At 77.1% G+C, this 24937-nt stretch carries 27 protein-coding genes; 10 read left to right on the top strand and 17 right to left on the bottom strand.

Translation table 11 applies throughout. The features are described from left to right. Positions 1 to 256 precede the first annotated feature (256 nt). Positions 257 to 2521, bottom strand: coding sequence for a sodium-translocating pyrophosphatase (locus tag ACI79T_RS17070; RefSeq protein WP_456611280.1), 2265 nt, complete (start codon positions 2519 to 2521; stop codon positions 257 to 259). A gap of 188 nt (positions 2522 to 2709) precedes the next feature. On the opposite strand from ACI79T_RS17070, the gene ACI79T_RS17065 reads away from it, so the two are divergent. Next, a complete protein-coding gene (locus ACI79T_RS17065; RefSeq protein ID WP_456611279.1) occupies positions 2710 to 5223 on the top strand; it encodes a DEAD/DEAH box helicase in 2514 nt (837 codons plus the stop codon). Positions 5224 to 5234: 11 nt separating this feature from the next. On the opposite strand, the gene ACI79T_RS17060 is transcribed toward ACI79T_RS17065, so the two are convergent. The 7 genes from ACI79T_RS17060 to ssd form a co-directional block, all read right to left on the bottom strand. Beyond that, entirely contained in the window at positions 5235 to 5588 is a 354-nt protein-coding gene (locus ACI79T_RS17060; protein WP_456611278.1) for an Rv3654c family TadE-like protein, read from the bottom strand. Continuing rightward, positions 5585 to 5923, bottom strand: a complete 339-nt coding sequence (locus tag ACI79T_RS17055; RefSeq protein ID WP_456611277.1) for a TadE family type IV pilus minor pilin — start codon at positions 5921 to 5923, stop codon at positions 5585 to 5587. Before ACI79T_RS17055 ends, ACI79T_RS17060 begins: the two co-directional genes overlap by 4 nt. Positions 5924 to 5968: 45 nt before the next feature. After that, the gene (locus ACI79T_RS17050) at positions 5969 to 6226 is read right to left on the bottom strand and encodes a DUF4244 domain-containing protein (RefSeq protein WP_456611276.1); all 258 of its coding nucleotides are present in this window, start codon (positions 6224 to 6226) and stop codon (positions 5969 to 5971) included. A gap of 117 nt (positions 6227 to 6343) precedes the next feature. Continuing rightward, entirely contained in the window at positions 6344 to 7081 is a 738-nt protein-coding gene (locus ACI79T_RS17045) for a type II secretion system F family protein (RefSeq protein WP_456611275.1), read from the bottom strand. Beyond that, positions 7078 to 7866, bottom strand: coding sequence for a type II secretion system F family protein (locus ACI79T_RS17040; RefSeq protein WP_456611274.1), 789 nt, complete (start codon positions 7864 to 7866; stop codon positions 7078 to 7080). The genes ACI79T_RS17045 and ACI79T_RS17040 overlap by 4 nt, the downstream gene beginning before the upstream one ends. After that, positions 7863 to 9002 carry a TadA family conjugal transfer-associated ATPase gene (locus ACI79T_RS17035; protein ID WP_456611273.1) on the bottom strand — a complete coding sequence of 380 codons (1140 nt, stop codon included), beginning with the start codon at positions 9000 to 9002 and terminating at the stop codon, positions 7863 to 7865. The genes ACI79T_RS17040 and ACI79T_RS17035 overlap by 4 nt, the downstream gene beginning before the upstream one ends. Further along, positions 8999 to 10084, bottom strand: coding sequence for a septum site-determining protein Ssd (gene ssd, locus ACI79T_RS17030; protein WP_456611272.1), 1086 nt, complete (start codon positions 10082 to 10084; stop codon positions 8999 to 9001). Before ssd ends, ACI79T_RS17035 begins: the two co-directional genes overlap by 4 nt. 125 nt (positions 10085 to 10209) lie before the next feature. On the opposite strand from ssd, the gene ACI79T_RS17025 reads away from it, so the two are divergent. Continuing rightward, on the top strand, positions 10210 to 11058 hold the full coding sequence (locus tag ACI79T_RS17025) for an HAD family hydrolase (protein ID WP_456611271.1): 849 nt from the start codon (positions 10210 to 10212) through the stop codon (positions 11056 to 11058). 7 nt (positions 11059 to 11065) lie between these two features. Here the strand turns inward: ACI79T_RS17025 and ACI79T_RS17020 are convergent, their stop codons facing one another. After that, positions 11066 to 12034 carry an aldo/keto reductase gene (locus tag ACI79T_RS17020; protein ID WP_456611270.1) on the bottom strand — a complete coding sequence of 323 codons (969 nt, stop codon included), beginning with the start codon at positions 12032 to 12034 and terminating at the stop codon, positions 11066 to 11068. Positions 12035 to 12072: 38 nt separating this feature from the next. Then, positions 12073 to 12861 (bottom strand): oxidoreductase, encoded by a 789-nt coding sequence (locus ACI79T_RS17015; RefSeq protein ID WP_456611269.1) that lies wholly within the window; start codon positions 12859 to 12861, stop codon positions 12073 to 12075. Positions 12862 to 12926: 65 nt separating this feature from the next. On the opposite strand from ACI79T_RS17015, the gene ACI79T_RS17010 reads away from it, so the two are divergent. Continuing rightward, a complete protein-coding gene (locus tag ACI79T_RS17010) occupies positions 12927 to 13478 on the top strand; it encodes a histidine phosphatase family protein (RefSeq protein ID WP_456611268.1) in 552 nt (183 codons plus the stop codon). Between the two features lie 342 nt (positions 13479 to 13820). Here ACI79T_RS17010 and ACI79T_RS17005 read toward each other — a convergent pair whose 3' ends face one another. From ACI79T_RS17005 to def, 5 genes are all read right to left on the bottom strand, one after another. Then, on the bottom strand, positions 13821 to 14327 hold the full coding sequence (locus ACI79T_RS17005; RefSeq protein WP_456611267.1) for an FKBP-type peptidyl-prolyl cis-trans isomerase: 507 nt from the start codon (positions 14325 to 14327) through the stop codon (positions 13821 to 13823). A 137-nt stretch (positions 14328 to 14464) separates the two neighbouring features. Then, a complete protein-coding gene (locus ACI79T_RS17000) occupies positions 14465 to 14794 on the bottom strand; it encodes a tetratricopeptide repeat protein (protein WP_456611266.1) in 330 nt (109 codons plus the stop codon). Positions 14795 to 14832: 38 nt separating this feature from the next. After that, positions 14833 to 16011: a glucose-1-phosphate adenylyltransferase family protein gene (locus tag ACI79T_RS16995; protein ID WP_456611265.1), complete on the bottom strand. Its 1179-nt coding sequence runs from the start codon at positions 16009 to 16011 to the stop codon at positions 14833 to 14835. 66 nt (positions 16012 to 16077) lie between these two features. Continuing rightward, positions 16078 to 16569, bottom strand: coding sequence for an FBP domain-containing protein (locus ACI79T_RS16990; protein WP_456611264.1), 492 nt, complete (start codon positions 16567 to 16569; stop codon positions 16078 to 16080). 87 nt (positions 16570 to 16656) lie between these two features. Continuing rightward, positions 16657 to 17214 (bottom strand): peptide deformylase, encoded by a 558-nt coding sequence (gene def / locus ACI79T_RS16985; protein ID WP_456611263.1) that lies wholly within the window; start codon positions 17212 to 17214, stop codon positions 16657 to 16659. Positions 17215 to 17283: 69 nt separating this feature from the next. On the opposite strand from def, the gene ACI79T_RS16980 reads away from it, so the two are divergent. From ACI79T_RS16980 to ACI79T_RS16960, 5 genes are all read left to right on the top strand, one after another. After that, positions 17284 to 18276, top strand: a complete 993-nt coding sequence (locus tag ACI79T_RS16980; RefSeq protein WP_456611262.1) for a cobalamin biosynthesis protein — start codon at positions 17284 to 17286, stop codon at positions 18274 to 18276. A 194-nt stretch (positions 18277 to 18470) separates the two neighbouring features. Continuing rightward, positions 18471 to 19919: an aminotransferase-like domain-containing protein gene (locus ACI79T_RS16975; protein ID WP_456611261.1), complete on the top strand. Its 1449-nt coding sequence runs from the start codon at positions 18471 to 18473 to the stop codon at positions 19917 to 19919. A 228-nt stretch (positions 19920 to 20147) separates the two neighbouring features. Continuing rightward, positions 20148 to 20858 carry an ANTAR domain-containing protein gene (locus tag ACI79T_RS16970; protein ID WP_456611260.1) on the top strand — a complete coding sequence of 237 codons (711 nt, stop codon included), beginning with the start codon at positions 20148 to 20150 and terminating at the stop codon, positions 20856 to 20858. A gap of 120 nt (positions 20859 to 20978) precedes the next feature. Beyond that, on the top strand, positions 20979 to 21644 hold the full coding sequence (locus ACI79T_RS16965; protein WP_456611259.1) for a lysophospholipid acyltransferase family protein: 666 nt from the start codon (positions 20979 to 20981) through the stop codon (positions 21642 to 21644). Further along, positions 21641 to 23143 carry a cobyric acid synthase gene (locus ACI79T_RS16960; RefSeq protein ID WP_456611258.1) on the top strand — a complete coding sequence of 501 codons (1503 nt, stop codon included), beginning with the start codon at positions 21641 to 21643 and terminating at the stop codon, positions 23141 to 23143. The genes ACI79T_RS16965 and ACI79T_RS16960 overlap by 4 nt, the downstream gene beginning before the upstream one ends. On the opposite strand, the gene ACI79T_RS16955 is transcribed toward ACI79T_RS16960, so the two are convergent. Continuing rightward, positions 23130 to 23519: an acyl-CoA thioesterase gene (locus ACI79T_RS16955; protein WP_456611257.1), complete on the bottom strand. Its 390-nt coding sequence runs from the start codon at positions 23517 to 23519 to the stop codon at positions 23130 to 23132. The genes ACI79T_RS16960 and ACI79T_RS16955 overlap by 14 nt on opposite strands. Before the next feature lie 40 nt (positions 23520 to 23559). Here ACI79T_RS16955 and ACI79T_RS16950 point away from each other — a divergent pair, with 40 nt between their 5' ends. Beyond that, a complete protein-coding gene (locus ACI79T_RS16950) occupies positions 23560 to 24183 on the top strand; it encodes an MSMEG_1061 family FMN-dependent PPOX-type flavoprotein (protein ID WP_456611256.1) in 624 nt (207 codons plus the stop codon). 40 nt (positions 24184 to 24223) lie between these two features. Next, complete coding sequence (locus tag ACI79T_RS16945; RefSeq protein ID WP_456611255.1) at positions 24224 to 24649, top strand: VOC family protein; 426 nt, start codon at positions 24224 to 24226, stop codon at positions 24647 to 24649. Between the two features lie 25 nt (positions 24650 to 24674). Here ACI79T_RS16945 and ACI79T_RS16940 read toward each other — a convergent pair whose 3' ends face one another. Further along, positions 24675 to 24872, bottom strand: a complete 198-nt coding sequence (locus ACI79T_RS16940; protein WP_456611254.1) for a hypothetical protein — start codon at positions 24870 to 24872, stop codon at positions 24675 to 24677. Positions 24873 to 24937: the final 65 nt, after the last annotated feature.

Here is a 24937-nt window from a genome sequence, read left to right as displayed (position 1 = left end):
GCTGAGGTGGTGCGGGCGCGGCGTACCGGTCCGCACCGGGTGGCCCCGGTGCACCGGCCCCGGGGTCCGGGACCGGACGGGCGCCGCCGCGCAACGCCCCTCGGCGGGCCACGGTAAGCCACCCCGCGGCCGGGCCGCCGGGCGCGACCCTCCGTGGGCGTGCCGTCACCCGCCCCAACGTGGATGCTGCGGCGGAGTTCCCGGCCCGCGGAAGGCCCTGTCCCGCGGAGGGGTCAGACGCTCCCGGACGCGGCGGTCAGGGGGCGGTGGTGGTCAGCCGGGTGCCGTCGGCCTCCGACGTCGGCTCGCCGACGACGACCGAGCGGCGCTTGGAGACCACCACGGCGACCACGACGACCACCACCGCGGCGAGCGCGATCGCCACCCGGACCGGGGTGTTGGCGTCCTCCCCCACCGACAGGGCGACCACCGCGGGCGCGATGAGCAGGGCGACGAGGTTCATCACCTTGATCAGCGGGTTGATCGCCGGGCCGGCGGTGTCCTTGAACGGGTCGCCGACGGTGTCCCCGATGACCGTGGCGGCGTGGGCCTCGCTGCCCTTCCCGCCGTAGCTGCCGTCCTCCACCATCTTCTTGGCGTTGTCCCAGGCGCCGCCGGAGTTGGAGAGGAACACCGCCATCAGGGTGCCGGCCGCGATGGCGCCCACCAGGTAGGCGGCCAGCGGGCCGATGCCGAGCCCGAAGCCGACGGCGACCGGGGCGAGCACGGCCAGCAGGCCCGGCGTGGCCAGCTCGCGCAGCGAGTCCTTGGTGCAGATGTCCACGACGGCGCCGTAGTCGGGGCGCTCGGCGTAGGTCATGATCCCGGGGTGCGTGCGGAACTGCTCGCGCACCTCGAACACGACCCGTCCGGCCGCCCGGGACACGGCGCTGATGGCCAGCCCGGAGAAGAAGAAGACGACCGCGGCGCCCAGCACCGCGCCGACGACGTTGTTCGGGTTCACCAGGCTGAAGGCGTTGCCCAGCGTGGTGCCGGCCTCGTCGAGCGCGACGGCGACCTGCGCGTTGTAGGAGCCGAAGAGCGCCGTGGCCGCGAGGACGGCGGTGGCGATGGCGATGCCCTTGGTGATCGCCTTGGTGGTGTTCCCGATGGCGTCGAGGTCGGTGAGGACGCGTGCGCCCTCGTCGTCGATGTCGCCGGACATCTCGGCGATGCCCTGGGCGTTGTCGCTCACCGGGCCGAAGGTGTCCATGGAGACGATCACGCCGGCCGTGGTGAGCAGACCGCACCCGGCCAGCGCGACCGCGTAGAGCGCCGCCCCGCCACCGATGAGGAAGGCGCCGTAGACCGCCCCGCCGATCAGCAGCGCGGCGTAGACCGCCGACTCGAGCCCCAGCGAGATGCCGGACAGGATGACGGTGGCCGGACCGGTCAGCGAACTGCGGCCGACGTCCTGCACCGGCTTGCGGCTGGTCTCGGTGAAGTAGCCGGTGAGCTGCTGGATGGCCGCGGCCAGGACGACGCCGACGAGCACGGCGACGAAGCCGAGCACCTGGGGGCTCACCGCCAGGTCGGCGCCGCCACCGGTGTCGGGGAGCAGGGTGAACGAGGCGACCGCGACCAGCAGCAGCGAGACCGCGGCGGAGACGAAGAAGCCGCGGTTGATGGGGGCCAGGCCGTTGCGGTCGTTCTTGCCCGGGTTGGTGGCCAGGACGCCCACGACCGACGCGATGACGCCGATGGCGGCGACCACGAGCGGGAAGACCATGCCGATCGAGCCGAAGAAGACCTGGCCCAGGATGAGTGCGGCGACCAGGGTGACGGCGTAGGACTCGAAGAGGTCGGCGGCCATGCCGGCGCAGTCGCCGACGTTGTCACCCACGTTGTCGGCGATGGTCGCGGCGTTGCGCGGGTCGTCCTCCGGGATGCCGGCCTCCACCTTGCCGACCAGGTCGGCGCCGACGTCGGCGGCCTTGGTGAAGATGCCGCCGCCGACGCGCATGAACATCGCCAGCAGGGCACCGCCGAAGCCGAAGCCCTCGAGGACCACCGGCGCGGTGTCGTCGAAGAGGAGCAGCACCAGGGCGGCGCCGAAGAGGCCCAGCCCGATGGTGATCATCCCGCACACGCCGCCGGTGCGGTACGCGATGCGGAAGGCGGGGCGGTAGCCGCCGCCCTGCGCCGCCGCGGCCATCCGGACGTTGCCGCGGGTGGCCAGCGTCATGCCGATGAAGCCCACCAGCGCCGAGAACACGGCGCCGACGAGGAAGAACACCGCCCGGCCGAGACGCGTGCCCAGCCCGCCGTCGGCCACCGGGAGGACCAGCAGCACCGCGAAGACGACGACCGCGAAGACGGCGAGCGTGCGGAACTGCCGACGCAGGTAGGCCGCCGCCCCCTCCTGCACCGCCCGCGCGATCTCCTGCATCTTCTCCGTGCCCTGGTCGGCGGCGAGGACCGCGCGGACCAGGTAGGCGGCGAAGGCGAGGGCGGCCAGGGAGATGGCGAGGACGACGGCGACGAGCGCCGTCTCCCCGCCGGACAGCGAACCGTCGGGCATGGGTCCTCCAAGCATCGGCGGCCGCCCGGGAGGCGCCGTGCTCCCCGGATCGGCGGAGGTCGGCGTCCCGGGGCAGGCCCCGGGACGGCGCGAAGTGTAAGCGAGATCACACTTCGTGAGGCCGTCTCGCCCTCCCCTTCCTCGGTGGGCGTCGCGGTGCGGTTGCGGGCAGGTGTGACAGTGGTGAGGTGACCACGCTCCACCCGGTCCGGTCGGCTCCCCCCGGCACGGACGACGACCTCGCGCGCGAGGGCCGGGCCGGTGGGGTGACCGGTCCGGGACCGGTGCCGCCCGGCGGCGAGCTGCTCACCGCCCTCCTCGCCGCGACGGCCGAGGACGAGCAGCCGGTCACCCACGTGCACCACGTCCCGGTGCGGGAGAGCCGCACCCTCGACTGGCCGGCGTGGACCGATCCGGGGCTCCGCGAGCGGCTGCAGGCCCGCGGCGTGCAGGCGCCGTGGCAGCACCAGGTGGCGGCCGCGCAGCTGGCCCGGGAGGGCCGGCACGTCGTCGTCGCGACCGGCACCGCGTCGGGGAAGTCGCTGGCCTACCAGCTGCCCGCGCTCACCCGGCTGGCCGAGGACCCGCGGGCCTGCGTCCTGTACCTGGCGCCGACCAAGGCGCTGGCCCGGGACCAGCTGGCGTCGGTGGCCGCGCTGGCCGACCCCTCCGTGCGGCCGGCGGCCTACGACGGCGACACCCCCGCCGAGGAGCGCGACTGGGTCCGGCGGCACTCCCGCTGGATCGTCACCAACCCGGACATGCTGCACCGCGGGATCCTGCCGGCCCACCAGCGCTGGTCGAGCACCCTGCGGCGGGTGGCCTACGTGGTCATCGACGAGTGCCACGCCTACCGCGGGGTCTTCGGCTCGCACGTCGGCCACGTGCTGCGCCGGCTGCGGCGGATCTGCCGGCGCTACGGCGCGGAGCCGGTGTTCGTGCTGGCCTCGGCCACGGTCGCCGACCCCGCGGCCGCCGCCACCCGGCTGGTGGGCGAGGACGTCGTGGCGGTGACCGACGACGGCTCGCCGCGGCCGGGGGCCACCTTCGCGCTGTGGGAGCCGCCGCTCACCGAGCGGACCGGCGAGCACGGGGCCCCGCTGCGCCGGTCGGCCGCCGCCGATGCCGCCGGCCTGCTCGCTGACCTGGTCGAACGGGGCGCACGGACGCTGGCGTTCGTGCGGTCGCGGCGCAGCGCCGAGTCGGTGGCCGAGCAGGCCCGCCGGATCCTGGCCGACCGCGGGCGCGGCGATCTGGTGCGCCGGGTCGACTCCTACCGCGGCGGCTACCTGCCCGAGGAGCGGCGCGAGCTCGAGCGTGCGCTGTCGGCCGGCGACCTGCTCGGCGTCGCCACCACCAACGCCCTCGAGCTCGGCATCGACATCGCGGGCCTGGACGCCGTGGTGCTCGCCGGCTACCCGGGCACGCTGGCCTCGCTGTGGCAGCAGGCCGGCCGCGCCGGGCGGGCGCAGCGCGAGTCGCTGGTCGTCTTCGTCGCCCGCGACGACCCGCTGGACCACTACCTGGCCCACCACCCGCGGGCGGTGTTCGGCCGGCCGATCGAGGCCACCGTCACCGACCCGGCCAACCCCTACGTGCTCGGGCCGCAGCTGTGCGCCGCCGCCGCCGAGCTCCCGCTCGTGCCTGCGGACCTCGCCGACTTCGGCGGGCCGGTGGCCGAGGCGCAGCTCGAGGAGCTGGTCGCCGCCGGTCAGCTCCGGCGCCGGCCCACCGGCTGGTACTGGGCCGGGCGCGGGCGGCCGGACGTCGACATCCGCGGCAGCGGCGACCAGCCGGTCGCGATCATCGAGGGCGGCACCGGGCGGCTGCTCGGCACCGTCGACGGGGGTGCGGCGCACGCGACCGTGCACGAGGGCGCGCTCTACGTGCACCGCGGCGACACCTTCGTCGTCGACGAGCTCGACGTCGACGACGCCTGCGCCGTCGTGCACCCGGAGAGCCCCGACTGGACCACCGTCGCCCGCGACGTCACCGACCTGGCGGTCGTCTCGATCGAGCAGACCCGGCCGCTGGGCACGGTCACCGCGCACACCGGCGTCGTCGACGTCACCAACCAGGTGGTCGCCTACCAGCGGCGGCGGCTGGGCACCGGCGAGGTGCTCGCCGAGTTCCCGCTCGATCTCCCCGCCCGCCAGCTGCGCACCAAGGCCGTGTGGCTCACGCTGGACTCCCGGGCGGTGCAGCGCGCCGAGGTCGACGACGTGGCGCTGCCCGGTTCGCTGCACGCCGCCGAGCACGCGGCGATCGGCATCCTGCCGCTGCTGGCCACCTGCGACCGCTGGGACCTCGGTGGCCTCTCCACCGCGCTGCACCCGGACACCGGCACCGCCACGGTCTTCGTCTACGACGGGCACCCGGGCGGAGCCGGGTTCGCCGAGCGCGGCTACGCGGCGCTGCGCCGCTGGCTGCAGGCGACGCGGGCCACGGTGGCCAGCTGCGAGTGCGAGAGCGGCTGCCCGTCCTGCGTCCAGTCGCCCAAGTGCGGCAACGGCAACGACCCGCTGGACAAGGCCGGCGCGGTACGGGTGCTGGACGTCGTCCTCGACGAGCTGGCCGCCGCCGACGAGCGGGGCGACGCCGAGCCCGACGACGGTGTGCGGGGCGCGGCCGACGACGCTCCCGCCGAGGCCGCGGATGAGGACGAGGCCGCGGCGGCGGACGAGGACGACCTGGTCTTCTGATCCGGGGCCGCTCACCCCGGGGCCTCCGGACCGGCGCGGGCGCGGCCGTGCGCGGTGTGGACCCCCAGCCGGCCCAGCCGTACCGGCACCGTGACCGCGACGTCGACGACGCCGCCCTCCCCCACCCGGCAGCCGGTCAGCTCCGCGCCGTTGGCGGCGGCGACGTCGGTGGCCGCGGTGCACGCCGCCGGGTCGCCGACGACCGCGCGCCCGGCCGCGGCGAGCGCGGCGAGATCGGCGGCTCCCGCGGCCCGGTGCCGGGCCACCGCCGCGACCCCGACCAGGACGGCCGCCGTGGCCAGCAGCGCGAGCACCGCCGACAGGGCGAGCACCCAGACCGTCGCCGACCCGCGTTCGGAGCTCACCCGGACGGCTCCGCGCCGGGCTCCCACCGCGCGGCCGCCTCGGCATTCACCGTGACCCGCCACGGCAGCGGCCCGAGCGGGGCTACCTCGGCGCTGACCCGGACCCGGACCGCGTCCGCCGCGGCGGTGACCGTCGTGCGCGCGCCGTCCGGTGCGGCCCGGCCGGCCCAGTCGGTCACCGTGACGACGTCCTCGCCCCGGGACGCCGCCCGCGCGCCCTCCCGGGCGGCGTCGACGCAGCGCAGCTGGGCGCCCACCACCGTCACCGCGGCGAGGGCGCCCACCAGCACCACGAGCAGCACCGGCAGGACGACGGCGGTCTCGGCGGTGACCATCCCGGCCTCCGCGCCCGGGCCCCTCCGCAGACGGCCGCGCACGGCTCAGGAGAGGGTTGCCAGAGCGGCGTCGACGAGGTCGGTCAGGCCCGAGACGATCGAGTCGCCGGTGACGACCCGGTAGAGCACCGCCGCGAAGGCGCACGCCGCGACGGTGCCGACGGCGTACTCGGCGGTGCTCATGCCGGCCTCCGCGGCGGCGTGCAGCCGCGCCCAGCGGCGCCCGAGAGCCGTCGGGCGGGGGCCGGCTCCCGCGTGCGGGGCGGGGTCGGTGGGCGCGGGTCCGGGCAGCGGTGCGGTCATGGGGTTCCTCCTCGGTCGGGGCCCCGGCGGGGCCGTGGGACCGAGCCTCGGCGGTGCGCCGGCCCCCGACGAGGGCCGCGCGGCATCTGTGGAGAGCGCCGCCGGCTGTGGACGGGGTCAGCCGAAGACGTCGCCGGCGATGCCGAGCACGAGCGGGACCACGCCGAGGCAGACGAAGGCCGGCAGGAAGCAGACGCCGAGCGGCGCCAGCACCCACACCCCCGCCCGCTGCACCGCCGCCTCCGCAGCGGCCCGGTCCGCCGCCCGGGTCTCGGCCGCCAGCGCGGAGAGCGCGGGCACCGCGGCCGCCCCCGACTCCCCGGCCCGCACCAGCGCCCGCCCCAGCCCGGCGAGCTCCACGGGGACGTCCGCCCACGCCCGCCGGGGTGCCGCGCCCAGCCGGTAGAGGGCGGCGACCGCGCGCAGGGACGGCCCGAGCGGTGCCGGCACCGCTCCGCCCACCGCGGCCAGCGCCCCGGCGACGGGCAGGCCTGCGGCCAGGCAGGCGGCGAGCAGGTCGCAGGCCGCCGGCAGGTCCCGGGCCAGGGCAGCCCGCGCCTCCTCGTCCGGATCGGGGCCGCGCCGGAGCAGCCGCTCGCCGGCCACGGCGACCCCGATCGCGGTGAGCGCCCCTGCGGTCCCCCCGACCAGCAGGCCGGCGGCGAGCCCGGCGCCCCCGGCCAGCGCCCACCGGCGGCGCCGCGCCCCGGCCGCACCGTCCCCGGCGTTCGTCCGGTCGGGCGCCACCTGACGGACCAGCCGGCGCAGCCGCGAGCCGGCGAGCGCCGAACCCGGCACCCAGACGGCGCAGGCCAGCGCGAGCAGGAGCACCGGCAGCGCCGGGCCGGGCGTCATCGCCCGATCCGGCGCACCAGCCGGCCGGTCCAGGCGATCCCGGCGACCTCCAGCAGCACCCCCGCGACCAGCAGCAACTGCCCCGTGCCGGTCGCGGTGAGCACGTGCCACGGATCGGCGCCGACGCCGCTGCCCATGGCCAGCCCCAGCACCGGCAGGCCGGCCAGCAACCGGGCGCTGGACCGGGGGCCGGCGGTGGCGACCTGCAGCGTCCGCCGGCGCCGGAGCCGGGCCCGCAGGTCGTCCTCGACCGCGGCGACCACCGTGGCCAGCGAGCACCCGGTGCGGCCGCTGAGCGCCACCGCCGCCGACAGCCGGGCGAGCTCCGCGGCCAGCCCGTCGGCGCCCTCGGGACCGTCCGCCTCCACCGGGGCTCCGGGGGCGCGGACCGCCCGGGTGAGCGCGGCGCCCGAGCGCCGGTCGGGGCAGGCGGCGGCCGCCGTGCGCACCGCGTCGTCGAGCGCCCGCCCGGCGCGCAGCTCCCCGGAGAGCGCGCCGAGTGCCTCGGCCAGGGCGGCCAGCCGCGCCTCCCCCGCGGCCGCGGCGCGGCGCGACGACCACGCGCGGGCGGCCAGGACCGCGCAGCCGCCGGCGAGCAGGGCCACCAGCGGGGTGCTCAGGACGGCGGCGACCGCCCCGGCGCCGACCGCGGCCACCAGCGGCACCGGCGGCTGCCCCGCTCCCGGTGCGCCGCCGGCGACCGCGCGCAGCCGGGCCCGCCGCTCGGCCCGCCCGTCCGGCCAGAGCAGGACCGCGCCGGCCACGGCCAGCAGCGCCGCGGTCATCGGCCGGACAGCCGGGCGCGCAGCGCGTCCCCGGCCGGGCAGGGCCCGCCGTCGGCCCGCCAGCCCGGCTCGACCACGACCAGCTCACCGACCCGGCGGAGCAGCCCGATCTCGTCCACCCGCCGCTCCCCCGCGACCCGCCGCAGGTGCAGCACGACCTCGAGCCCGGCCGCGGCCTGGCTGTGCACCGCCGCGCGCCCCAGGCCCGCCGCGACCCCGAGCGCCTCCAGCCGCGCCGGCACCTCGGCGGAGCGGTTGGCGTGCAGGGTGCCGCAGCCGCCGTCGTGCCCGGTGTTGAGCGCGGCGAGCAGGTCGACGACCTCCGGCCCGCGCACCTCGCCCACGACCAGCCGGTCGGGGCGCATGCGCAGCGCCTGCCGGACCAGGTCGCGCAGGCCGACCGCACCCGCGCCCTCCACGTTCGGCGGACGGGTCACCAGGCGCACCACGTGCGGGTGCGGCGGGGTCAGCTCGGCGGCGTCCTCGCACAGCACCAGCCGCTCGGCCGGGTCGACCTCACCCAGCAGGGCGGAGAGCAGGGTCGTCTTGCCCGAGCCGGTGCCGCCGGTGACCAGGAACGCCGACCGCCGCGCGACCACCGCCCGCACCAGCGCACCGCTCTCCCCGGGCAGCGCGCCGCGGGCCTCGAGGTCGGCCAGCGGCTGCGCGCACCGGCGCAGCACCCGCAGCGACAGGCACGTGCCCCCGCCCGACACCGGCGGCAGCACGGCGTGCAGCCGGGTGCCGTCGGCGAGGCCGACGTCCACCCAGGGCGCCGCGTCGTCGAGCCGGCGCCCGCCCGAGGCGGCCAGCCGGACGGCCAGCCGGCGCACGGCGTCCTCGTCGGCGAACCGGACGCCGGCGGCCCGTTCCAGCCCGGCGCCGCGGTCCAGCCACACCTCGTCGGGCCCGTTGACCAGCACGTCGGTGACGCCGGGAACGCGCAGCAGCGGCTCCAGCGGCCCCGCGCCGGCCAGCTCGTCGACGGCGCTGCGCACCGCGCGCAGCACCTCGCCGTCGCCCATCAGACCGCCGGCCTCCTGGCGCACCAGCGCGGCCACCCCGGCCCGCGAGGGCGCCTGCTCCTCCACGGCCAGCCGCGCCCGCACCCGGTCCAGCAGCGACGGGGCGCTCACCGGCCGCCCTCCCCGTCGAGCACCCCGAGGACCCGGCGGGCCAGCCCGGCCAGCGGCGACCGGGGCACGGCACCCGGTGGGTCGCCCCGCTCGCCCCGCGCCACCGCGCTCCGGTCGTGCGGCAGCTCGGCCAGCACGGGGCGGCCCACCACTTCCGCCACGTCGTCCGCGGCCAGCCCCCCGGGCAGGGCCCGCACCACCAGCCGGGCCGACGACCAGGCCGACCCGTCGGCGTCGACCAGCTGCCGGGCGGCCGTGGCCGCGCGCAGGCGGGCGGGCACCACGAGCACCGCGAGGTCGGCGTCGGCGAGCACGTCCTGCGGCCCGCGCCCGACGCCGTCCGGCCCGGGCCGCGGCAGGTCCACGACGACCGGGTGGCCGGTCGAGCGGGCGGCGTCCACCACCGCCGTCAGCGCATCCTCGGGGATCGGCGTGGCACGGCTCCGGTCGGCCGAGAGCAGGTGCACCCCGCCGACCTCGGGCAGCGCGGCGAGCAGCGCATCCCCGGCCACTGCCCCGCGCAGCCCGGTGAGCTCCGACCAGCGCAGCCCCTCGGCGAGCTCGGCCCCCATCACCAGGTCCAGCCCGCCACCCCAGGGGTCGGCGTCGAGCAGCACCGCACCCCGGGGCGCGCCGACCGCGACCGCCGCCGCCACCGTGCTCGCGCCCGCGCCGCCGCAGGCGCCACCCACGGCGACCAGCGCGCCGCGCTCGGCCGGCGCGCGGACCGCGGCCGCGCAGCGGGTGAGCAGCCACGCCTCGTCGGCCGGGAGCACGGCGACCCGTTCCGCCCCGACCTCCACCGCGGCCGCCCACTCCGCCGGGGGCAGCTCCCGCGGAGCCACGACGACGACGCCGGCGCGGCGGGGCAGGGCGCGGACGGCACCACCGGTCAGGGCGTCGGCGCCCAGCAGCACCAGCGGCGCCTCGCGGTGCGCCCGGCGCAGCGCCGGGCCGCCGGTGGCCAGCTCCGGTTCCGCCCCGGCGGCCGCGAGCAGCCGGAGGAGCTCGTCGAGCAGCTCCTCGTCGGCGCTGACGACCAGGGGGCGGGGAGGCCGGGACACCGGCGGCAGGACGGGCACGCGCCGACCCCATCGGACAGTGGGCAGACAGTGCCAGAACGGCAGCGGAACTGTGGATGACCCCATCGGGTGTGGACGGTGTGCGCTCTCCTGTGCGACGTGCCGATCGACCTACAGTGACTTCCGTGTCCCGTGCCGCGGCGTTCTTCGACCTCGACAAGACGGTCATCGCCAAGTCCAGCACCCTGGCCTTCGGCCGGCCGTTCTTCAACGGCGGGCTGATCAACCGGCGTGCCGTCCTGAAGACGGCCTACGCCCAGTTCGTCTTCTCCGTCGCCGGCGCCGACGCCCAGCAGATGGAGCGGCTGCGCGCCCAGCTCACCGCCATGGTCACCGGCTGGGACGCCGGCACGGTCCACGAGATCGTCCGCGAGACCCTGCACGAGATCGTCGACCCGCTGGTCTACGCCGAGGCGGCCGACCTGATCGAGGAGCACCGCGCCGCCGGCCGGGAGATCGTCATCGTCTCCAGCAGCGGGGCGGAGATGGTCGAGCCGATCGGCGAGATGCTCGGCGTCGACCGCGTCGTCGCCACCCGGATGGTCACCGTCGACGGCCGCTACACCGGCGAGATCGAGTTCTACGCCTACGGCGAGCACAAGGCCGAGGCCATCCGCGCCCTCGCCGCCGAGGGCGGCTACGACCTGGCCGACTGCTACGCCTACAGCGACTCGGTCACCGACCTGCCCATGCTCGAGGCCGTCGGCCACCCCACCGCGGTCAACCCCGACCGCGGCCTGCGCAAGGCCGCCCTGCAGCGCGGCTGGCCGATGCGGCGCTTCGAGCGCCCCGTCAGCATGCGGGCGCGCTTCTCCGTGCCGCCGGCGCCGGTGGTCACCGGCGCGGCCATGGGCGTCGGCGCGGCCGTCGTCGGGCTGGCCTGGTACGCCCGGCACCGGGCGGTGCGGGCGGGGCTGCTGCCCGCCGAGGGACCGGCACCGGTCCCCGGCCGCCGTCGCCGCCGCGGCGCCTGACCGCCGGTCAGCGCCCGAACCGCTCCCGCACCCCGTCGAGGAGCGTGCGGACGCCGGAGACCGGGGAGAAGGCGCGGGCCGCCGCCGTCAGCGCCGTCACCTCGTCGTCGGCCAGCCGCAGCGCGTCGGCCGCGGCGTTGAACTCCAGCTGCTCCACGCTGGACGCCCCGGGGATGACGACCACCCGGGGCTGGGCGATCAGCCAGGCCAGCGCCACCTGCGCGGGCGTGGCGTCGTGCGCGTCGGAGACCTCCCGCAGCACGTCCAGCAGCGGTTGCGCCCGCCGGAGGTTCTCGGTGCCGAACAGCGGGTTGACCGCGCGGACGCCCCCGGGGCGGCGGTCGGCCGAGTACTTCCCGCCCAGCAGGCCCTGCGCGAGCGGGCTGTAGGCGATGACCAACCGGTCCTCGCGCTCGGCGAAGGGCACCAGGTCGTCCAGCGGGCCGACGTGCGCCAGGGAGAACTGCACCTGGTTGGCCAGCACCGGCGTCCCGAGGGCGTCGTCGGCGGCGCGCCAGCGGTCCAGCGAGTAGTTGGAGACGCCGGCCGCGCCGATCAGCTCCTCGTCGAGCAGCGCCCGCATCCCGGGCATCGTCACGGTGTCGGGCACGACCGGGTTGGGCTGGTGCACCTGGTAGAGCGGGATGCGGTCCAGCTGCAGGCGGCGGGCGCTGCCGGCCCAGCGCTGCCGCACGACCCGTGGGAACGGGGCCACCGGGAAGATCTTGCTGGCGACGACGACCCGGTCGCGCTCCTCGCCCAGCGCCTCGCCCAGGATCGTCTCGCTGCGCCCGAAGCCGTAGACCTCGGCGGTGTCGAACAGGGTGATGCCCAGCTCGCGCGCCCGGCGGACGATGTCCCCGGCCGCCCGGTCGGCGTAGGCGTCGCCGTAGCCCCACTCGCGGGAACCGAACTGCCAGGTGCCCAGGCCGATGCGGCTGACCGGGCCGAGCCCGGGGACGTCGAGGGTGCGCATGCCCCCAGTGTCGCGTCCTGGCCCGCCCGGCGCCGGGTTCAGCCCCGGAGCAGGCTCTCGCAGATGGCCAGGCCCTCCCGCGCGCCGTGCTCGGTGGCCCGGCAGCAGTGCACCAGCCAGCCGGCGACGCCCTCGGGCGTACCGGCGGCGTAGCCGGCCAGCGCCTCGCCGTAGGCCTCGCGGCCCAACTCGGCGAACCCCACCTCGGGCACCGACACGGCCTTGACGTCCAGGCCCCGGGCGATGCCGGTCAGCCGGGCGGCACCGCGGGCGACGACGCCGTCGGCGGTGCCGAAGGGGGCCAGCGCGGCGAGCTCGCCGTGCACCAGGGCGGCGACGACGACGGCGGGCACGGTGGTCACGGCGGGGACGATCGAGAACAGCCCGGACAGCCGGGCCCCGGCGTGCGCGGCCGGACGGCCCAGGTCGTCCCGCTCGGCGAGGTCGGCGGCGGCCAGGACGTGCAGGCGGGCGAGCACCTGACCGGGGGCCCGGGGCCAGGTCTCCACCATCGAGCCCAGTGCCGCGGAGACCCGCAGCGCGCCCTGCACCACGGGGTCGTCGACCGATCCGGCCCGCAGCTCCGCCAGCGGCACGTCGACCCCGGCCAGCGCGGCGGAGGCGCGGGCGCCGCGCAGGGCCGACTCGGTGCTGACCCCGGCCGACTCCCGGCGCAGCACGCGGTGGCCCAGCAGCCGGTCGATGCCGGCGCGGGCGGCGTCCGCGGCCTCCCGCACCCCCGGCAGCTCGAGCAGGGGGGCCAGCGGGTCAGGGGTGCCCGGACGAGCGGCCGGACGGGCGGCACCGGGGCGGACGGGGATGGTCACGTCCACGACGGTACGAGGCGGGCCGATACGCACCGCAGACCCCTGCCCTACGCTGCCTCCTTGCCATGGCCCACCCCATCACCCTCCTGCTCGTGCGGCACGGGCAGAGCGAGTGGAACGCCGCGGGGCTCATGCAGGGGCAGACCGCGCACGTGCCGCTGACCCCGCTCGGGCACAGCCAGGCCGAGGCGGCCGCCGCGGAGCTGGCCTCGCTGCGGCCGGGTGTGCTGCTGTCCAGCGACCTGCTCCGCGCGGTGCAGACCGCCGAGCACTGCGCCCGCGCGACGGGCCTGCCGTTCCGCACGACGCCCGCCCTGCGCGAGCAGGGTTACGGGGTGCTGGAGGGCCGGCCCTCGCACGAGCTGTGGGACGTCGTCGACTGGTCCGACGCCCAGTGGTCGGCCGAGGGCGGGGAGAGCCTGGCGGAGCTGCACGCCCGCGTGGCGGCGTTCCTCGCGCAGCTGTGCGCCGAGCCGCCCGCCGACGTCGTCGCGCTCGTGACGCACGGGGACACCATCCGGGCGGTCCAGGCCGTGGCGGCGGGGCTCGGGCCCGACGCGATGCCCGCGATCACCCCGCACAACGGCTCGGTGACCCGGCTCGAGATCTGCGAGTAGCGGACGGCCCGGCCGCGGCCGGGCCGTCCCCCTGCTCAGCGCCGCCTGAGGAAGCCCTGCACCATGCGTCCGAGGCCGCCGCCGGAGCTCGCGGCAGCGCGCCCCCGGCCCGACCGGCGACCCGTGCCGCCGCGGGTGGTGGCGCGGCCCATGCCGCGTCCCGGCCGTGCGGTGCCCCGTCCACCCCGGGTCGCGCTCTGTGCCGTGCCCATCAGCTTTCCGAGAATGCTCATGGACGAGTGGGTGCCCACGGGTCCCCCGACCGACGCGGCGTCGGCGCGTCGGCCCGGCGTGGCGCGGCGTGCCGTGACGCAGCGCGTGTCGGCAGCAGCGGTCCGCCGGTCAGCTGACCTCGACCAGGTCGATGACGAAGACCAGCGTGGAGCCGGCCGGGATGGGCCCGGTGGCCTGGTCGCCGTAGCCGAGGTCGCTGGGGATGGCGATCGCCCGGCGGCCGCCGACCTGCATGCCGGTGATGCCCTGCTCGAAGCCGGCGATCACCTGGCCCGCACCGAGGGTGACCGGCAGCGTGTCGTCGGCGCCGCGGCTCCAGGAGGAGTCGAACTCCTCGCCGGTCTCGTAGAACGCGCCGACGTACTTCACCGCGACGGTGGTGCCGTCGACGGCCTCGGCGCCGTCCCCCTCGACGACGTCCACGGTGACCAGCTCGGCCGGCGGCTCCGCATCGGTCGCGGGCACCTCGGGGGCCTCGGAGAGGTCGGCGGAGACCTCCTCCGCCACGGTCGTCGACCACTCCCCGGCCGACGAGCCCGCCTCCTCGCCACCGCAGGCGGGCAGGACGAGGACGAGGAGGGCGAGCAGCGCCCCGGGGACGGTGCGGCGGGTCATGGGAACTCCTGGTCGAGCGCGTGCTCGGATCGGGACCGGGACGGCGGACGCGCGCGGCCCGTGCGGATGCGGAGGGGCGATGCGCCCCGTCCTGCCCATCGTCCCAGAACCGCTCGGCCCGGCCGGGGCACCGCCGGTCAGGCGGCGCCGAGGGCGTCGGCCATCCGGTGGTGGACGGTGGCCTCGCCCGCCCGGCTCTGCCGCTCGAGGGTGCGGGCCAGCGCCCGGCGAGCCCAGCCGTTGCTGGGCGCCAGGTCGACCAGCCGGCCCAGCGACTCCTCGGCGGAGGCGAGCTGGGCCGAGCCGTAGTAGGCGCGGGCCAGCAGCTCCAGGGCCGCCGCGTTGCGCGGCTCGGCGTCGACGACCGGCCGCAGGATGCGCGCGGCCTCGTCGGGCCGGCCCATGTTGTAGAAGAGGTCCGCCCGGAGGAACTCCGAGTGCAGGTCGAGCTCGAAGGGCTGGGTCATGCCCCGCGCAACGCGGGCGGGGCAGGTGCGCTTCCCGCTCACTCCTCCGGTTCGGGGTAGCGGGCGCCCGCGGCGACCTCGGTGCCGTCGGCGACCCGGGCCTCCCGGCCGACCAGCGCGATGTCACCCTCCCCGCCCACCGAGGCGCCCGACCCGATGTGCACGTTGTCGTCGAGCACGGCGCGCGTGACAGTGGCCCCGGCCCGCACCCGGACGCCCGGCAGCAGTACCGAGTCGACGACCGTGGCGCCCCGCTCGACCACCACGCCCGGGGAGAGAGCCGAGCCGCGCACGTTGCCGGAGATCCGGGTACCGCCGGACAGCAGGCTGTTCTCGATCCTCCCCTCGTGGAGCACCCGGGCGGCGCTGTGCCGCCCGCCCCGGGTGTGCACCGGCCAGCGCGGGTCGTCGAGGTCCAGCGGCGGCTCCTCGTCGAGGAACTCGCGGTTCGTCCGCCAGTAGGACTCGATGGTCCCGACGTCGCGCCAGTAGCCGTTCAGCGGGTAGGCGCGGGCGAGCCCGTCCTTCGTCTGCGCCGGCAGCAGGTGGTCGCCGAGGTCCTCCAGACCGTCCTCGCCGACATCGCGGCTCAGCGCCTCCAGCCGGTCCAGCGTGGGCTCCGGGGAGAAGACGAACACCTCGTTGGTCGCCGTCGTCGTCGCCGGGTCGTCGGGCTTGTAGGCGTAGCCGGTCACCCGGCCCCCCTCACCGACCTCGACGATGCCGTAGCGGGAGGCGTCGTCCGCCTCGACCTCGGTGGTCACCATCGTCACCTCGGCACCGGAGCCCAGGTGGCTGTCGACGACGTCGCGGTAGTCCAGCTTGTACACGGCGTCGGAGCTCACGACCACGAGCGCGTCGGGGGCGAACTGCCGGATCAGCTCGGACTGCCGCCACAAGCCGTCGGCGGTGCCCTCGGTGAAACCGCCCCGCTCGCTGCCCTGGAACGGCGGCAGCATCATGAGGCCGCCGTTCGTGCGGTCCAGGTCCCAGGGGCGACCGCCGCCCAGGTGCTCGTTCACCGACTGCGGCTGGTACTGCACCGACACCCACACGTCGGCGATCGACGAGTGCTCGCAGTTCGACAGCGGGAAGTCGATCAGCCGGTAGACCCCGGCGAACGGGACGGCAGGCTTGGCCCGCTGCTCGGTGAGCAGTTCCAGCCGGTTGCCCTTGCCACCGGCGAGCACGAGCACGAGGACCTTGGGGAGCGCCATGGGCCCTCGCTACCCCGCCGGTGCCCGGCGCACCCGCGACGGGCACCGGCCCGTCCGCCGGCCCGGCTAGCGCCGGACCGAGTCGAGGAAGCCCCGGACGCGGTCGCGCAGCTCCAGCGCGCGCTCGGCGACCACCTCCGCGGGGTCCCGCTCCTGCAGCCACGGCGGCATCTCGGCGCGGACCCGCTGGGAGCACTGCAGGTCGGCGCAGATGTAGGTGCCCACGGTGTTGCCGTTCCGGCCGGCCGCACCGGTGCGCCGGGCCGTGAACAGCGAGACGCCGTCGCCGGGCTGCGCGGTCTGGCAGAGCAGGCACATCGCCGCCGTCCGGCTGGACATGCTGGTGTCGGCGGCCCGCACCGCGATCCCGACCGGCTGCCCGTCGACGTCGGCCACCAGGTAGCCGCGCAGGGGTGCCTTCGGATCGCGCCAGCCGAGCACCTCCTGCTCGGCCCACTCCAGGGAGTCGAACCCCTTGGGCAGCGTCAGGGTCGAGGCCTCGCCCCGGGAGCAGTTGACGAACGAGCGCCGGACCTGGGTCTCGGACAGGGGTCTCACCGGGAGTGCCTTCCTGGGGGTGCGTACGGCCGGCGACGATCATCGGTGATCCGTGCCGCCGGGCCCACCCGATTTCCGGGCCGCGACTCAGGCGGGCAGCTCGCCGCCGGGCCCCGCGGCCTCGGCGAGCAGCCGCTCGCGGTGCTCCTCGGGCAGCAGGTCGACGTACACCGTCCCGTCCAGGTGGTCGACCTCGTGCTGCAGGCAGCGGGCGGCCATCCCGGTCGCCTCGATGGTCACCGGGTCGCCGTGCAGGTCGACGCCGTCCACCCGGGCGCGGAAGGCGCGCGGCAGCTCGGCGTACGGCCCGGGCACCGACAGGCAGCCCTCCTCGGTGACCTCCTCCGCGGGGTCCTCCCCGACCGGCGGGAGCAGGGTCAGCGACGGGTTGACGACGTAACCGACGACGTCCTCCCCGCCGGCGTCCGGGCAGTCGATGACGAAGACCCGGGCGTCCACACCGATCTGGTTGGCCGCCAGCCCCACGCCGTCGGCGGCCTCCATGCTGGCGAACATGTCCAGCACCAGCCGGCGCAGCGCGTCGTCGAAGGTGGTCACCTCGGCGCAACGCCGGTGCAGGACCGGGTTGCTGCCGTAGGTGACGATCGGCCGGGCGACGCCGTCGTAACGGCCGAACAGGCGCATGACCACCGATCCTAGGGACGCCGCGTCCCGATGCGTGGCCGGCCACGGGTCCCTTGCCACCATGACGCCGTGCCGCACCCGACCCCCGACCCCGTGACCGCGCTCGGCCTGGCCCTGGGCGCGCTCGCCGACCTCGCCCTGGCCGACCCCCGCCGCGGCCACCCGGTCGCCGGGTTCGGCGCCGTCGCCGCCGCGCTGGAGCGCCGGACCTGGCGGGACTCGCGGGCCGCGGGGACGGCGCACTGGGCGGTGCTGGTCGCGGGCACGACCGCCCTCGGGGCGGCGGCCGACCGCGCCACCCGGCGGCGTCCGGTGCTGCGCACGGTGGGCACCGCGGCCGCGACGTGGGCGGTGCTGGGCGGCACGTCGCTCGGCCGGGCGGCCGGGCGGATGCACGACACCCTGGCCGCCGGCGACCTCGCGGCCGCCCGGGCCGCGCTGCCGGGCCTCGCCGGGCGCGATCCGGCCGGCCTCGGGGAGGCCGAGCTGGCGCGGGCCACCGTCGAGTCGGTCGCGGAGAACACCTCCGACGCCGCCGTCGCCCCGCTGTTCTGGGGAGCCGTGGCCGGCCTGCCCGGGCTGCTCGGCTACCGGGCCGTGAACACGCTGGACGCGATGGTGGGCCACCGCTCCGCCCGGTACCGGCGCTTCGGCTGGGCGTCGGCCCGCGCCGACGACGTCGCCAACTGGGCGCCGGCCCGGCTGACCGCCGCCCTGACCGTGGCGTGCGCGCCGCTGGTGGGCGGCTCCGCCGCCGGGGCGTGGCGGGTGTGGCACCGGGACGGCGCCGCCCACCCCAGCCCGAACTCCGGGCGCTGCGAGGCCTCGCTCGCCGGGGCGCTCGGGCTCCGCCTGGGGGGCCGCAACGTCTACGGCAGCCGGGTGGAGGACCGGCCGGCGCTGGGCGACGGCCGGCCACCGGCGACCGGTGACATCCCCCGCGCCGTCGCGCTGTCCCGCGCGGTGTGGACGGCGGCCACGATCGCGGCGGTCCTCGCCCGGCGCGGTCGGCGCCGGTGGAGCACCCCCCGGGGCCGCGGGACCACCGGGAAGCCGGCCTGATCGACCCGCAGGTGGCTGGCCGGCGGATCGGCCGGCCCGCGGCCGCCCCGCAGCGTGACCAGCAGCGTCGCTGCCGAGAGGTAGCCCAGCCCGAGCAGCACCGACACCATCGCGATCACTCCACCTGTGTCCATGAGCTCAGAGTGGCATCATTCATGCTGGCAGATCGCAGTCCAATCCGGCATGGTGGTCGCATGCCACTCGGCTCCGACCGGTCCACCGGCGCACGCGAGCTCGCCACCCTCGTCCGCTCGGGCGGGGAGCTGCCGACGCCGCGCTACGCGGGCCTGGCCCGGCGGGTGCGGGACCTGCTCACCGCCGGGGCGCTGGCCGCGGGCGTCCGCCTCCCCGCCGAGCGCGAGCTCGCCGCGGAGCTCGACGTCAGCCGGGTGACGGTGGCCGCCGCGTACCGGGTGCTGCGCGAGGACGGCTTCGCCCACACCCGGCACGGCTCGGGCACCGTGACCGCCCTCCCCCGGGCGACGACCGGGTGGACGCCGCCGGGCACCGCGACCGGGCTGCTCGACCTCGCGCACGCGGCTCCCGAGGCGGCACCCCAGCTGCTGCCCGCGTACGAGCAGGGGCTGGCCGCGTTGCCCGCGCAGCTGTCCACCCACGGCTACGCCCCGAGCGGGCTCCCGCAGCTGCGCGCGGCGGTCGCCGGCTGGTTCGGGGCGCGCGGGCTACCCACCGACGCCGACCAGGTCGTGATCACCGCCGGCGTCGGGGACGCCGCCGCCCTCGTCCTGGAGACGCTGCTGGAGCCCGGGGACCGGGTGCTCGTGGAGCACCCGACCTATCCCGGCGCCGTCCAGCTGGTCACCGCGGCCGGCGGCCGGTGCGCCCCGGCGACGGTCGACCCGGCCGACCCCGACGCCCTCGTCGGCAGCGCCCAGCTCGTGGCCCGGCAGAGCAGCCCCCGGCTGGCCTACCTGATGCCCGACTGCTCCAACCCCACCGGGACCGTGCTGTCGCCGGCCGGACGGCGGCGGCTGGCCGCGACGCTCTGGCAGCACGGGATCGTCACCGTCGTCGACGAGGTGGCCACCGGCCTGCACCTGGGCGGTGCGGCGCCGCCGCCGTTCGCGGCCGGCGTGCCCGACGGCGCCACGGTGACCGTCGGCGGGCTGTCCAAGGCGGTGTGGGGCGGGCTGCGGATCGGCTGGCTGCGGACCGAGGCCGGCCTGGCCGGCCGGCTCGGTGCCGCGCTGGCCCGGCGGCAGCTCTCGGTGGGGGTGCTCGACCAGCTGGCCGCCACCGTCCTGGTCGGGCAGCTCGACGAGGTGCTCGCCGCCCGGCGGGAGCAGCTGCGGGAGCGCCGTGACGTCCTCCTGGCCGAGCTCGCGCGCCGGCTCCCCGACTGGTCGGTCGCCGAGCCCGCCGGCGGGCTCTCCGCCTGGTGCCGCCTGCCCGCCGGAGTCGGCTCGGCGGCGGTGACCGCCGCGGCCGCCGAGGTCGGGCTGCTGCTGGCCGAGGGACGGGCCTTCGGGACCGGGCACGCCTTCGACGACCACCTGCGCCTGCCGTTCACCCTGCCCCCGGAGCAGCTGCGGGCCGCCGTGGGCCTGCTGGCGGAGCTGGACCCGCGGCTGCGGGCCCGGGCCGGCTCCCCCGTCCCCGCACAGCCGCCCACCGTCGTCTGAGCGTCGGAAGCCGGCCACGCCGCGTCGCGACACCCCGGCCCGCCCGGTGCCGCCCTCCACCCCCGTCCCCGCTCCCCCGCGAAGCGGTGCGACCGCACCGGCCGCGACGTACCGTCCTGGCATCGGATGGGGTCGGCCCCTCGGGGGCCGGAGCACCGCGGTGTCCAGCAGCCGGCGCCCGGGGCCTGCCGGGCCGCCGGCACTGCCCTCCACCGAGGAGGTCGACCGATGGCGTCACCCGCGCTGCCCCGGGCCCGCACGGCGGCCTCCCGCACGAGCCACGACCGGGGCCCGGGATCGTCCCGCACCATCACCCGGCACGTGCATCCCCCGCCGGCGGCGGCCGGCCGCTACCGGTACGACCGGCGCACCGGGAGCTGGTGGTGGTCCCCGGAGATGCACGAGGTGCTCGGGCTCGACGCCGGCGTCACCACCCCGGGCACCGAGGCGCTGCTCCGCGCCCAGCACCCCGACGACGGGAGCCGGGTCCTCGCCGCCCTCACCGCCTGCGGGAGCGGGCACCCGTTCGTGCTCGAGACCCGGATCGTCCACCCGACGCGGGCCCGGCGATCGGTGGTGCTGGTCGGCGAGCCGGTCCGTGACGACGACGGGGACGTGCGCGCGGTGGAGGGCATCTGCGTCGACATCACCGACTGCCGTCCGCCGGCACCCGAGGGGGCGGCCGAGCTGCACGCCGAGGTCGAGCAGCTGCGCACGGCCATGGCGAGCCGGGCGGTCATCGAGCAGGCCAAGGGCATCCTCATGGTGCTCACCGGGTGCGCGGAACAGGTCGCGTTCGACCTGCTCGCCCACATCTCCAGCCACACCCACCGCAAGGTGCGCGAGGTGGCCCAGGTGCTCACCGACTCGGCGGCGGGGCGCGGCGGGCTGCCCGACGACGTCCGCGTCATCCTCCGGGACGCCTGCCCACCCGCGTAGCCGACCGCCCGGCCCGCCACCGGAGCCGCCGCCCTGCCGCCGGGCGGCTTCGGGCAGGATCCGGTGCGGCACGTGGAGTCCGCGGCCGCGGCCCCGGGCCGCCGAGGAGGGGAGCCTGCGATGTTCTACGTCCTGGCCACGTTCGTGCTGCGCCCGCTGTTCCACCTCCTGTGCCGGCCGCGCATCACCGGGCGCGAGAACGTCCCGCTGGACCGTCCGGTGATCCTCGCCAGCAACCACCTGTCGTTCATCGACAGCATCGTGATCCCGCTCTCCTCCCCACGCCGGGTCGCCTACCTGGCGAAGGCGGAGTACTTCACCGGGCGGGGGGTCGGCGGGTGGCTCACCCGGACGCTGTTCACCGCGCTGGGCGCGTACCCGGTCGAGCGGGACACGCACCGGGCCGCGCAGACCGCGCTCGACACCGCGCTGGGGATCCTGCGGGGCGGCACCGCCTTCGGCCTCTACCCGGAGGGCACCCGGTCCAAGGACGGCCGGCTGGCGCGCGGGAAGACGGGCGTCGCCTGGCTGGCGCTGACCGCCGACTGCCCCGTCGTCCCGGTGGCGGTCCACGGCACCGACCGGGTGCAGCCGGTGGGCGCCCGCTGGCCGCGGCCGCACCGCGTCACCGTCACCTTCGGCGAGCCGCTGAGCTTCCCCGAGCACCGCGGCGAGGCGCACCGCAACCGGGCCCGCCGCGAGGTGACCGACCGGATCATGGTGGCGATCGCCGAGCTCTCGGGTCAGGAGAAGGCCGGCTGGGACGTCCCCCGCGAGACCGCGTGAGCGGGGCGCTGCTCGTCGCCGGCACCACCTCGGACGCCGGCAAGTCGGTGGTGACGGCCGGGATCTGCCGGTGGCTGGCGCGCCAGGGCGTGTCGGTGGCGCCGTTCAAGGCGCAGAACATGAGCAACAACTCCATGGTCACCCCGGACGGCGCCGAGATCGGCCGGGCGCAGGTGATGCAGGCGGCCGCGGCGCGGGTCGAGCCGGAGGCCGCCATGAACCCGGTGCTGCTCAAGCCCGGCGGGGAGAACTCCAGCCAGGTCGTCGTCCTCGGCCGGCCGGTCGCCGACGTCACCGCGCTCTCGTACCGGCCGATGAAGGCGGCCCTGCTGGAGCAGGTGCTCGAGTCGCTGGCGGACCTGCGGTCGCGCTTCGACGTCGTCGTCTGCGAGGGCGCCGGCTCCCCCACCGAGATCAACCTCCGGGCCGACGACATCGCCAACATGGGGCTGGCCACCGCCGCCGGGCTGCCCGTGGTGGTCGTCGGCGACATCGACCGGGGCGGGGTGTTCGCCGCCTTCCACGGCACGGTGGCGCTCATGCCGCCGGAGGACCAGCGGCTGGTCGCCGGTTTCCTGGTCAACAAGTTCCGCGGCGACGTGCGGCTGCTGCGTCCCGGGCTGGACCAGCTGGCGGCGCTCACCGGACGGCCGACGCTCGGGGTCCTGCCGTGGCTGGGCGGCCTGGAGCTGGACGTGGAGGACTCGCTGAACGTGCCCTCGGCGTCGTCGGGGGCCGCCCCGGTCGGGGACGACGTGCTGCGCGTCTCGGTGGCGCGGCTGCCCCGGCTGTCGAACTTCACCGACCTCGACGCGCTGGCCGCCGAGCCGGGGGTCCTGGTGCGGTACGCCACGAGACCGGAGGAGCTCGCCGACGCCGACCTCGTCGTGCTGCCCGGCACCCGCGCCACGGTGACCGACCTGGCGTGGCTGCACAGCACCGGCCTGGCCGACGCGGTGCGCCGCCGCGCCGCGGAGGGGACGCCGGTGCTGGGCATCTGCGGGGGACACCAGATGCTGGCCCGGACGATCACCGACGAGGTGGAGTCACGGGCCGGGACGGTGGCCGGGCTGGGGCTGCTCCCGGCCGACGTCCGGTTCGCCCCGGCGAAGACCCTCGCCCGCCCGGTGGGGACGGCGCTGGGCGAGACGGTGCACGGCTACGAGATCCACCACGGCGTCGTCACCGTCGACCTCTCCGCCGAGCCGTTCCTCGACGGAGCGCGAGCGGGATCGGTGTTCGGCACCACCTGGCACGGCGCGCTGGAGAACGACGGCTTCCGCCGGGCCTTCCTCGCCGAGGTCGCCCGGATCACCGGCCGCCGGTTCGTGCCCGCCCCGGCCACCGACTTCGCCGCCGTGCGGGAGGCCCGGCTGGACCGCCTCGGCGACCTCGTCGCCGAGCACGCCGACACCGACGCGCTGTGGCGGCTGATCGAGTCCGGCCCGCCGCCCGGGCTGCCGCTCCTGCCGCCGGGAGCGGGCGTCAGCCCTCGGTGAGCCGCGCCCGCACGTCGTCCGGCCAGGGGGTGGCGCGGCCGTCGGCGGCGGAGACGTAGGTGGTGCGGATGACGCAGCAGACCCGGTCGCCCACGCGCACGGTGAAGCGCACCGTCACGCTGGTACGGCCCACTCTCTCGGTCTCGGCGTCCACGGCGACGGTGTCGCCCCAGCGGGCCGACGACGTCCACTCCAGCGAGCTGGCCTTGACCACCGGGTCGATGCCGCGGGCGACCAGGTCGTCCCAGGTGAGCCCGTGCGCGGCCCACCAACCGTTGGACGCCTCGTCGGCCCACGTGAGGAAGTGGCCGTTGAAGACCACGCCCTGCTGATCGCACTCGACGTATCGGACGGGAGAACTCCACACCTGCGGCACGAGGCGCCACGCTAGCCCGGCGACCGTCTACGGTCGTCGCGTGCCCGCCTCCCCACTGCCTCCGCTGCCCACCGCCGACCCGGTGCTCGCCGGCTACCGGACGCCGGGCGGCCTGGTGCTGGACAAGGTCATCGACCGCCTGGACGACCACTGCCGGGAGTTCATCGCGCACTCCCCCTTCGCGACGCTGTCCACCGCGGACGCCGACGGCTGGCCGGACGTCTCCCCGCGCGGCGGCGACCCGGGCTTCGTCCACGTCCTCGACGAGCACCGGCTGCTGCTGCCGGACCGGCCGGGCAACAACCGGGTCGACAGCCTGCGGAACGTGGCCGTCAACCCGCGCGCCGCGCTGATGTTCCTGGTCCCCGGCGTCGAGCAGACCCTGCGGGTGTACGGCACGGCGTCGCTGGTCGCCCCGGACGAGCTGCCCGTGGACCTCACCGAGTTCGGCCGCGCCCCGCTGTCGGTGCTCGTCCTGGAGGTGCGGCGGGCCTACTTCCAGTGCCCGAAGTCGGTCATGCGCTCGGGCCTGTGGGACCCGGCGCGGCAGGTGGCCCCCACGACGCTGACGCCGTTCGGCCGGGTGATCCGGGACCACTGCGCGCTCGAGGACGACCTCCCGGACGACGCCACGATCCGCGCCGGCCTGGCCGAGGAGCTGTAAGGACGTCCCCGGTGTCGGTACCCGGGCCTAGCCTCCGGCCATGGCGTTCGACGTCCAGATCACGATCGACTGCTCCGCGCCGCACGAGCTCGCCGACTGGTGGGCCGAGGTGCTCGGCTGGCAGGTGGAACCGCAGGACGAGGCCTTCATCCGCCGGATGGTCGACTCCGGGGCCGCGGCGGAGGAGGACACCACCCGGCACCGCGGCGCCCTGGTCTGGCGGGTGGGGGCGGCCGTCGGGTCCCCAGATCCCGGCCGGCCCCGGCTGCTCTTCCAGCTGGTGCCGGAGCCGAAGGCGGGGAAGAACCGGCTGCACCTGGACCTGCGGGTCGGCCCCGAGCGGCGGGAGGCGGAGCTCGCGCGGCTGCTGGGCCTGGGTGCCACCGAGCTCTGGCGCGCGTCCCAGGGGCCGTTCGACTGGGTGACGCTCGCCGATCCCGAGGGCAACGAGTTCTGCCTGACCTGACAGAGCCCTCTGCAGGGAGCGGTCCTCAGCCGGCGCGCAGGTCGCGGGCGAGCTTGCGATCGGCCACCGCGCGCTCGGCGAGCGCGCGGACGCGCAGCCGGCGGCGGCTGCGGCCGGAGCCGAGGTACCGCGCGTCCTCCACCAGCTGGAAGGCGGCGAGGACGCTCGCCTGCACCTCGCGTCCCCGCGGGACCGCGGGCCGGGCCGGCTCGGCCGAAGTCATGGAGACCCCCTTCTCCAGGGCCCGCGACCACGCGCCCCGTTCGCCCATGGTGCCCCCGTGCCGGC

It is taken from the genome of Blastococcus sp. SYSU DS0619 (assembly GCF_054051035.1).
This window is presented reverse-complemented; position numbering and strand designations above follow the sequence as displayed.

Excerpts from the sequence above, each read along its gene's own strand:
- ACI79T_RS17070 (WP_456611280.1), bottom strand. The coding sequence starts at position 2,521 with ATGCCCGACGGTTCGCTGTCCGGCGGGGAGACGGCGCTCGTCGCCGTC.
- ACI79T_RS17055 (WP_456611277.1), bottom strand. The coding sequence starts at position 5,923 with ATGGTCACCGCCGAGACCGCCGTCGTCCTGCCGGTGCTGCTCGTGGTG.
- ACI79T_RS17050 (WP_456611276.1), bottom strand. The coding sequence starts at position 6,226 with ATGACCGCACCGCTGCCCGGACCCGCGCCCACCGACCCCGCCCCGCAC.
- ACI79T_RS17045 (WP_456611275.1), bottom strand. The coding sequence starts at position 7,081 with ATGACGCCCGGCCCGGCGCTGCCGGTGCTCCTGCTCGCGCTGGCCTGC.
- ACI79T_RS17040 (WP_456611274.1), bottom strand. The coding sequence starts at position 7,866 with ATGACCGCGGCGCTGCTGGCCGTGGCCGGCGCGGTCCTGCTCTGGCCG.
- ACI79T_RS17020 (WP_456611270.1), bottom strand. The coding sequence starts at position 12,034 with ATGCGCACCCTCGACGTCCCCGGGCTCGGCCCGGTCAGCCGCATCGGC.
- ACI79T_RS17010 (WP_456611268.1), top strand. The coding sequence starts at position 12,927 with ATGGCCCACCCCATCACCCTCCTGCTCGTGCGGCACGGGCAGAGCGAG.
- ACI79T_RS17005 (WP_456611267.1), bottom strand. The coding sequence starts at position 14,327 with ATGACCCGCCGCACCGTCCCCGGGGCGCTGCTCGCCCTCCTCGTCCTC.
- ACI79T_RS17000 (WP_456611266.1), bottom strand. The coding sequence starts at position 14,794 with ATGACCCAGCCCTTCGAGCTCGACCTGCACTCGGAGTTCCTCCGGGCG.
- ACI79T_RS16995 (WP_456611265.1), bottom strand. The coding sequence starts at position 16,011 with ATGGCGCTCCCCAAGGTCCTCGTGCTCGTGCTCGCCGGTGGCAAGGGC.
- def (WP_456611263.1), bottom strand. The coding sequence starts at position 17,214 with ATGCGCCTGTTCGGCCGTTACGACGGCGTCGCCCGGCCGATCGTCACC.
- ACI79T_RS16975 (WP_456611261.1), top strand. The coding sequence starts at position 18,471 with ATGCCACTCGGCTCCGACCGGTCCACCGGCGCACGCGAGCTCGCCACC.
- ACI79T_RS16970 (WP_456611260.1), top strand. The coding sequence starts at position 20,148 with ATGGCGTCACCCGCGCTGCCCCGGGCCCGCACGGCGGCCTCCCGCACG.
- ACI79T_RS16965 (WP_456611259.1), top strand. The coding sequence starts at position 20,979 with ATGTTCTACGTCCTGGCCACGTTCGTGCTGCGCCCGCTGTTCCACCTC.
- ACI79T_RS16945 (WP_456611255.1), top strand. The coding sequence starts at position 24,224 with ATGGCGTTCGACGTCCAGATCACGATCGACTGCTCCGCGCCGCACGAG.
- ACI79T_RS16940 (WP_456611254.1), bottom strand. The coding sequence starts at position 24,872 with ATGACTTCGGCCGAGCCGGCCCGGCCCGCGGTCCCGCGGGGACGCGAG.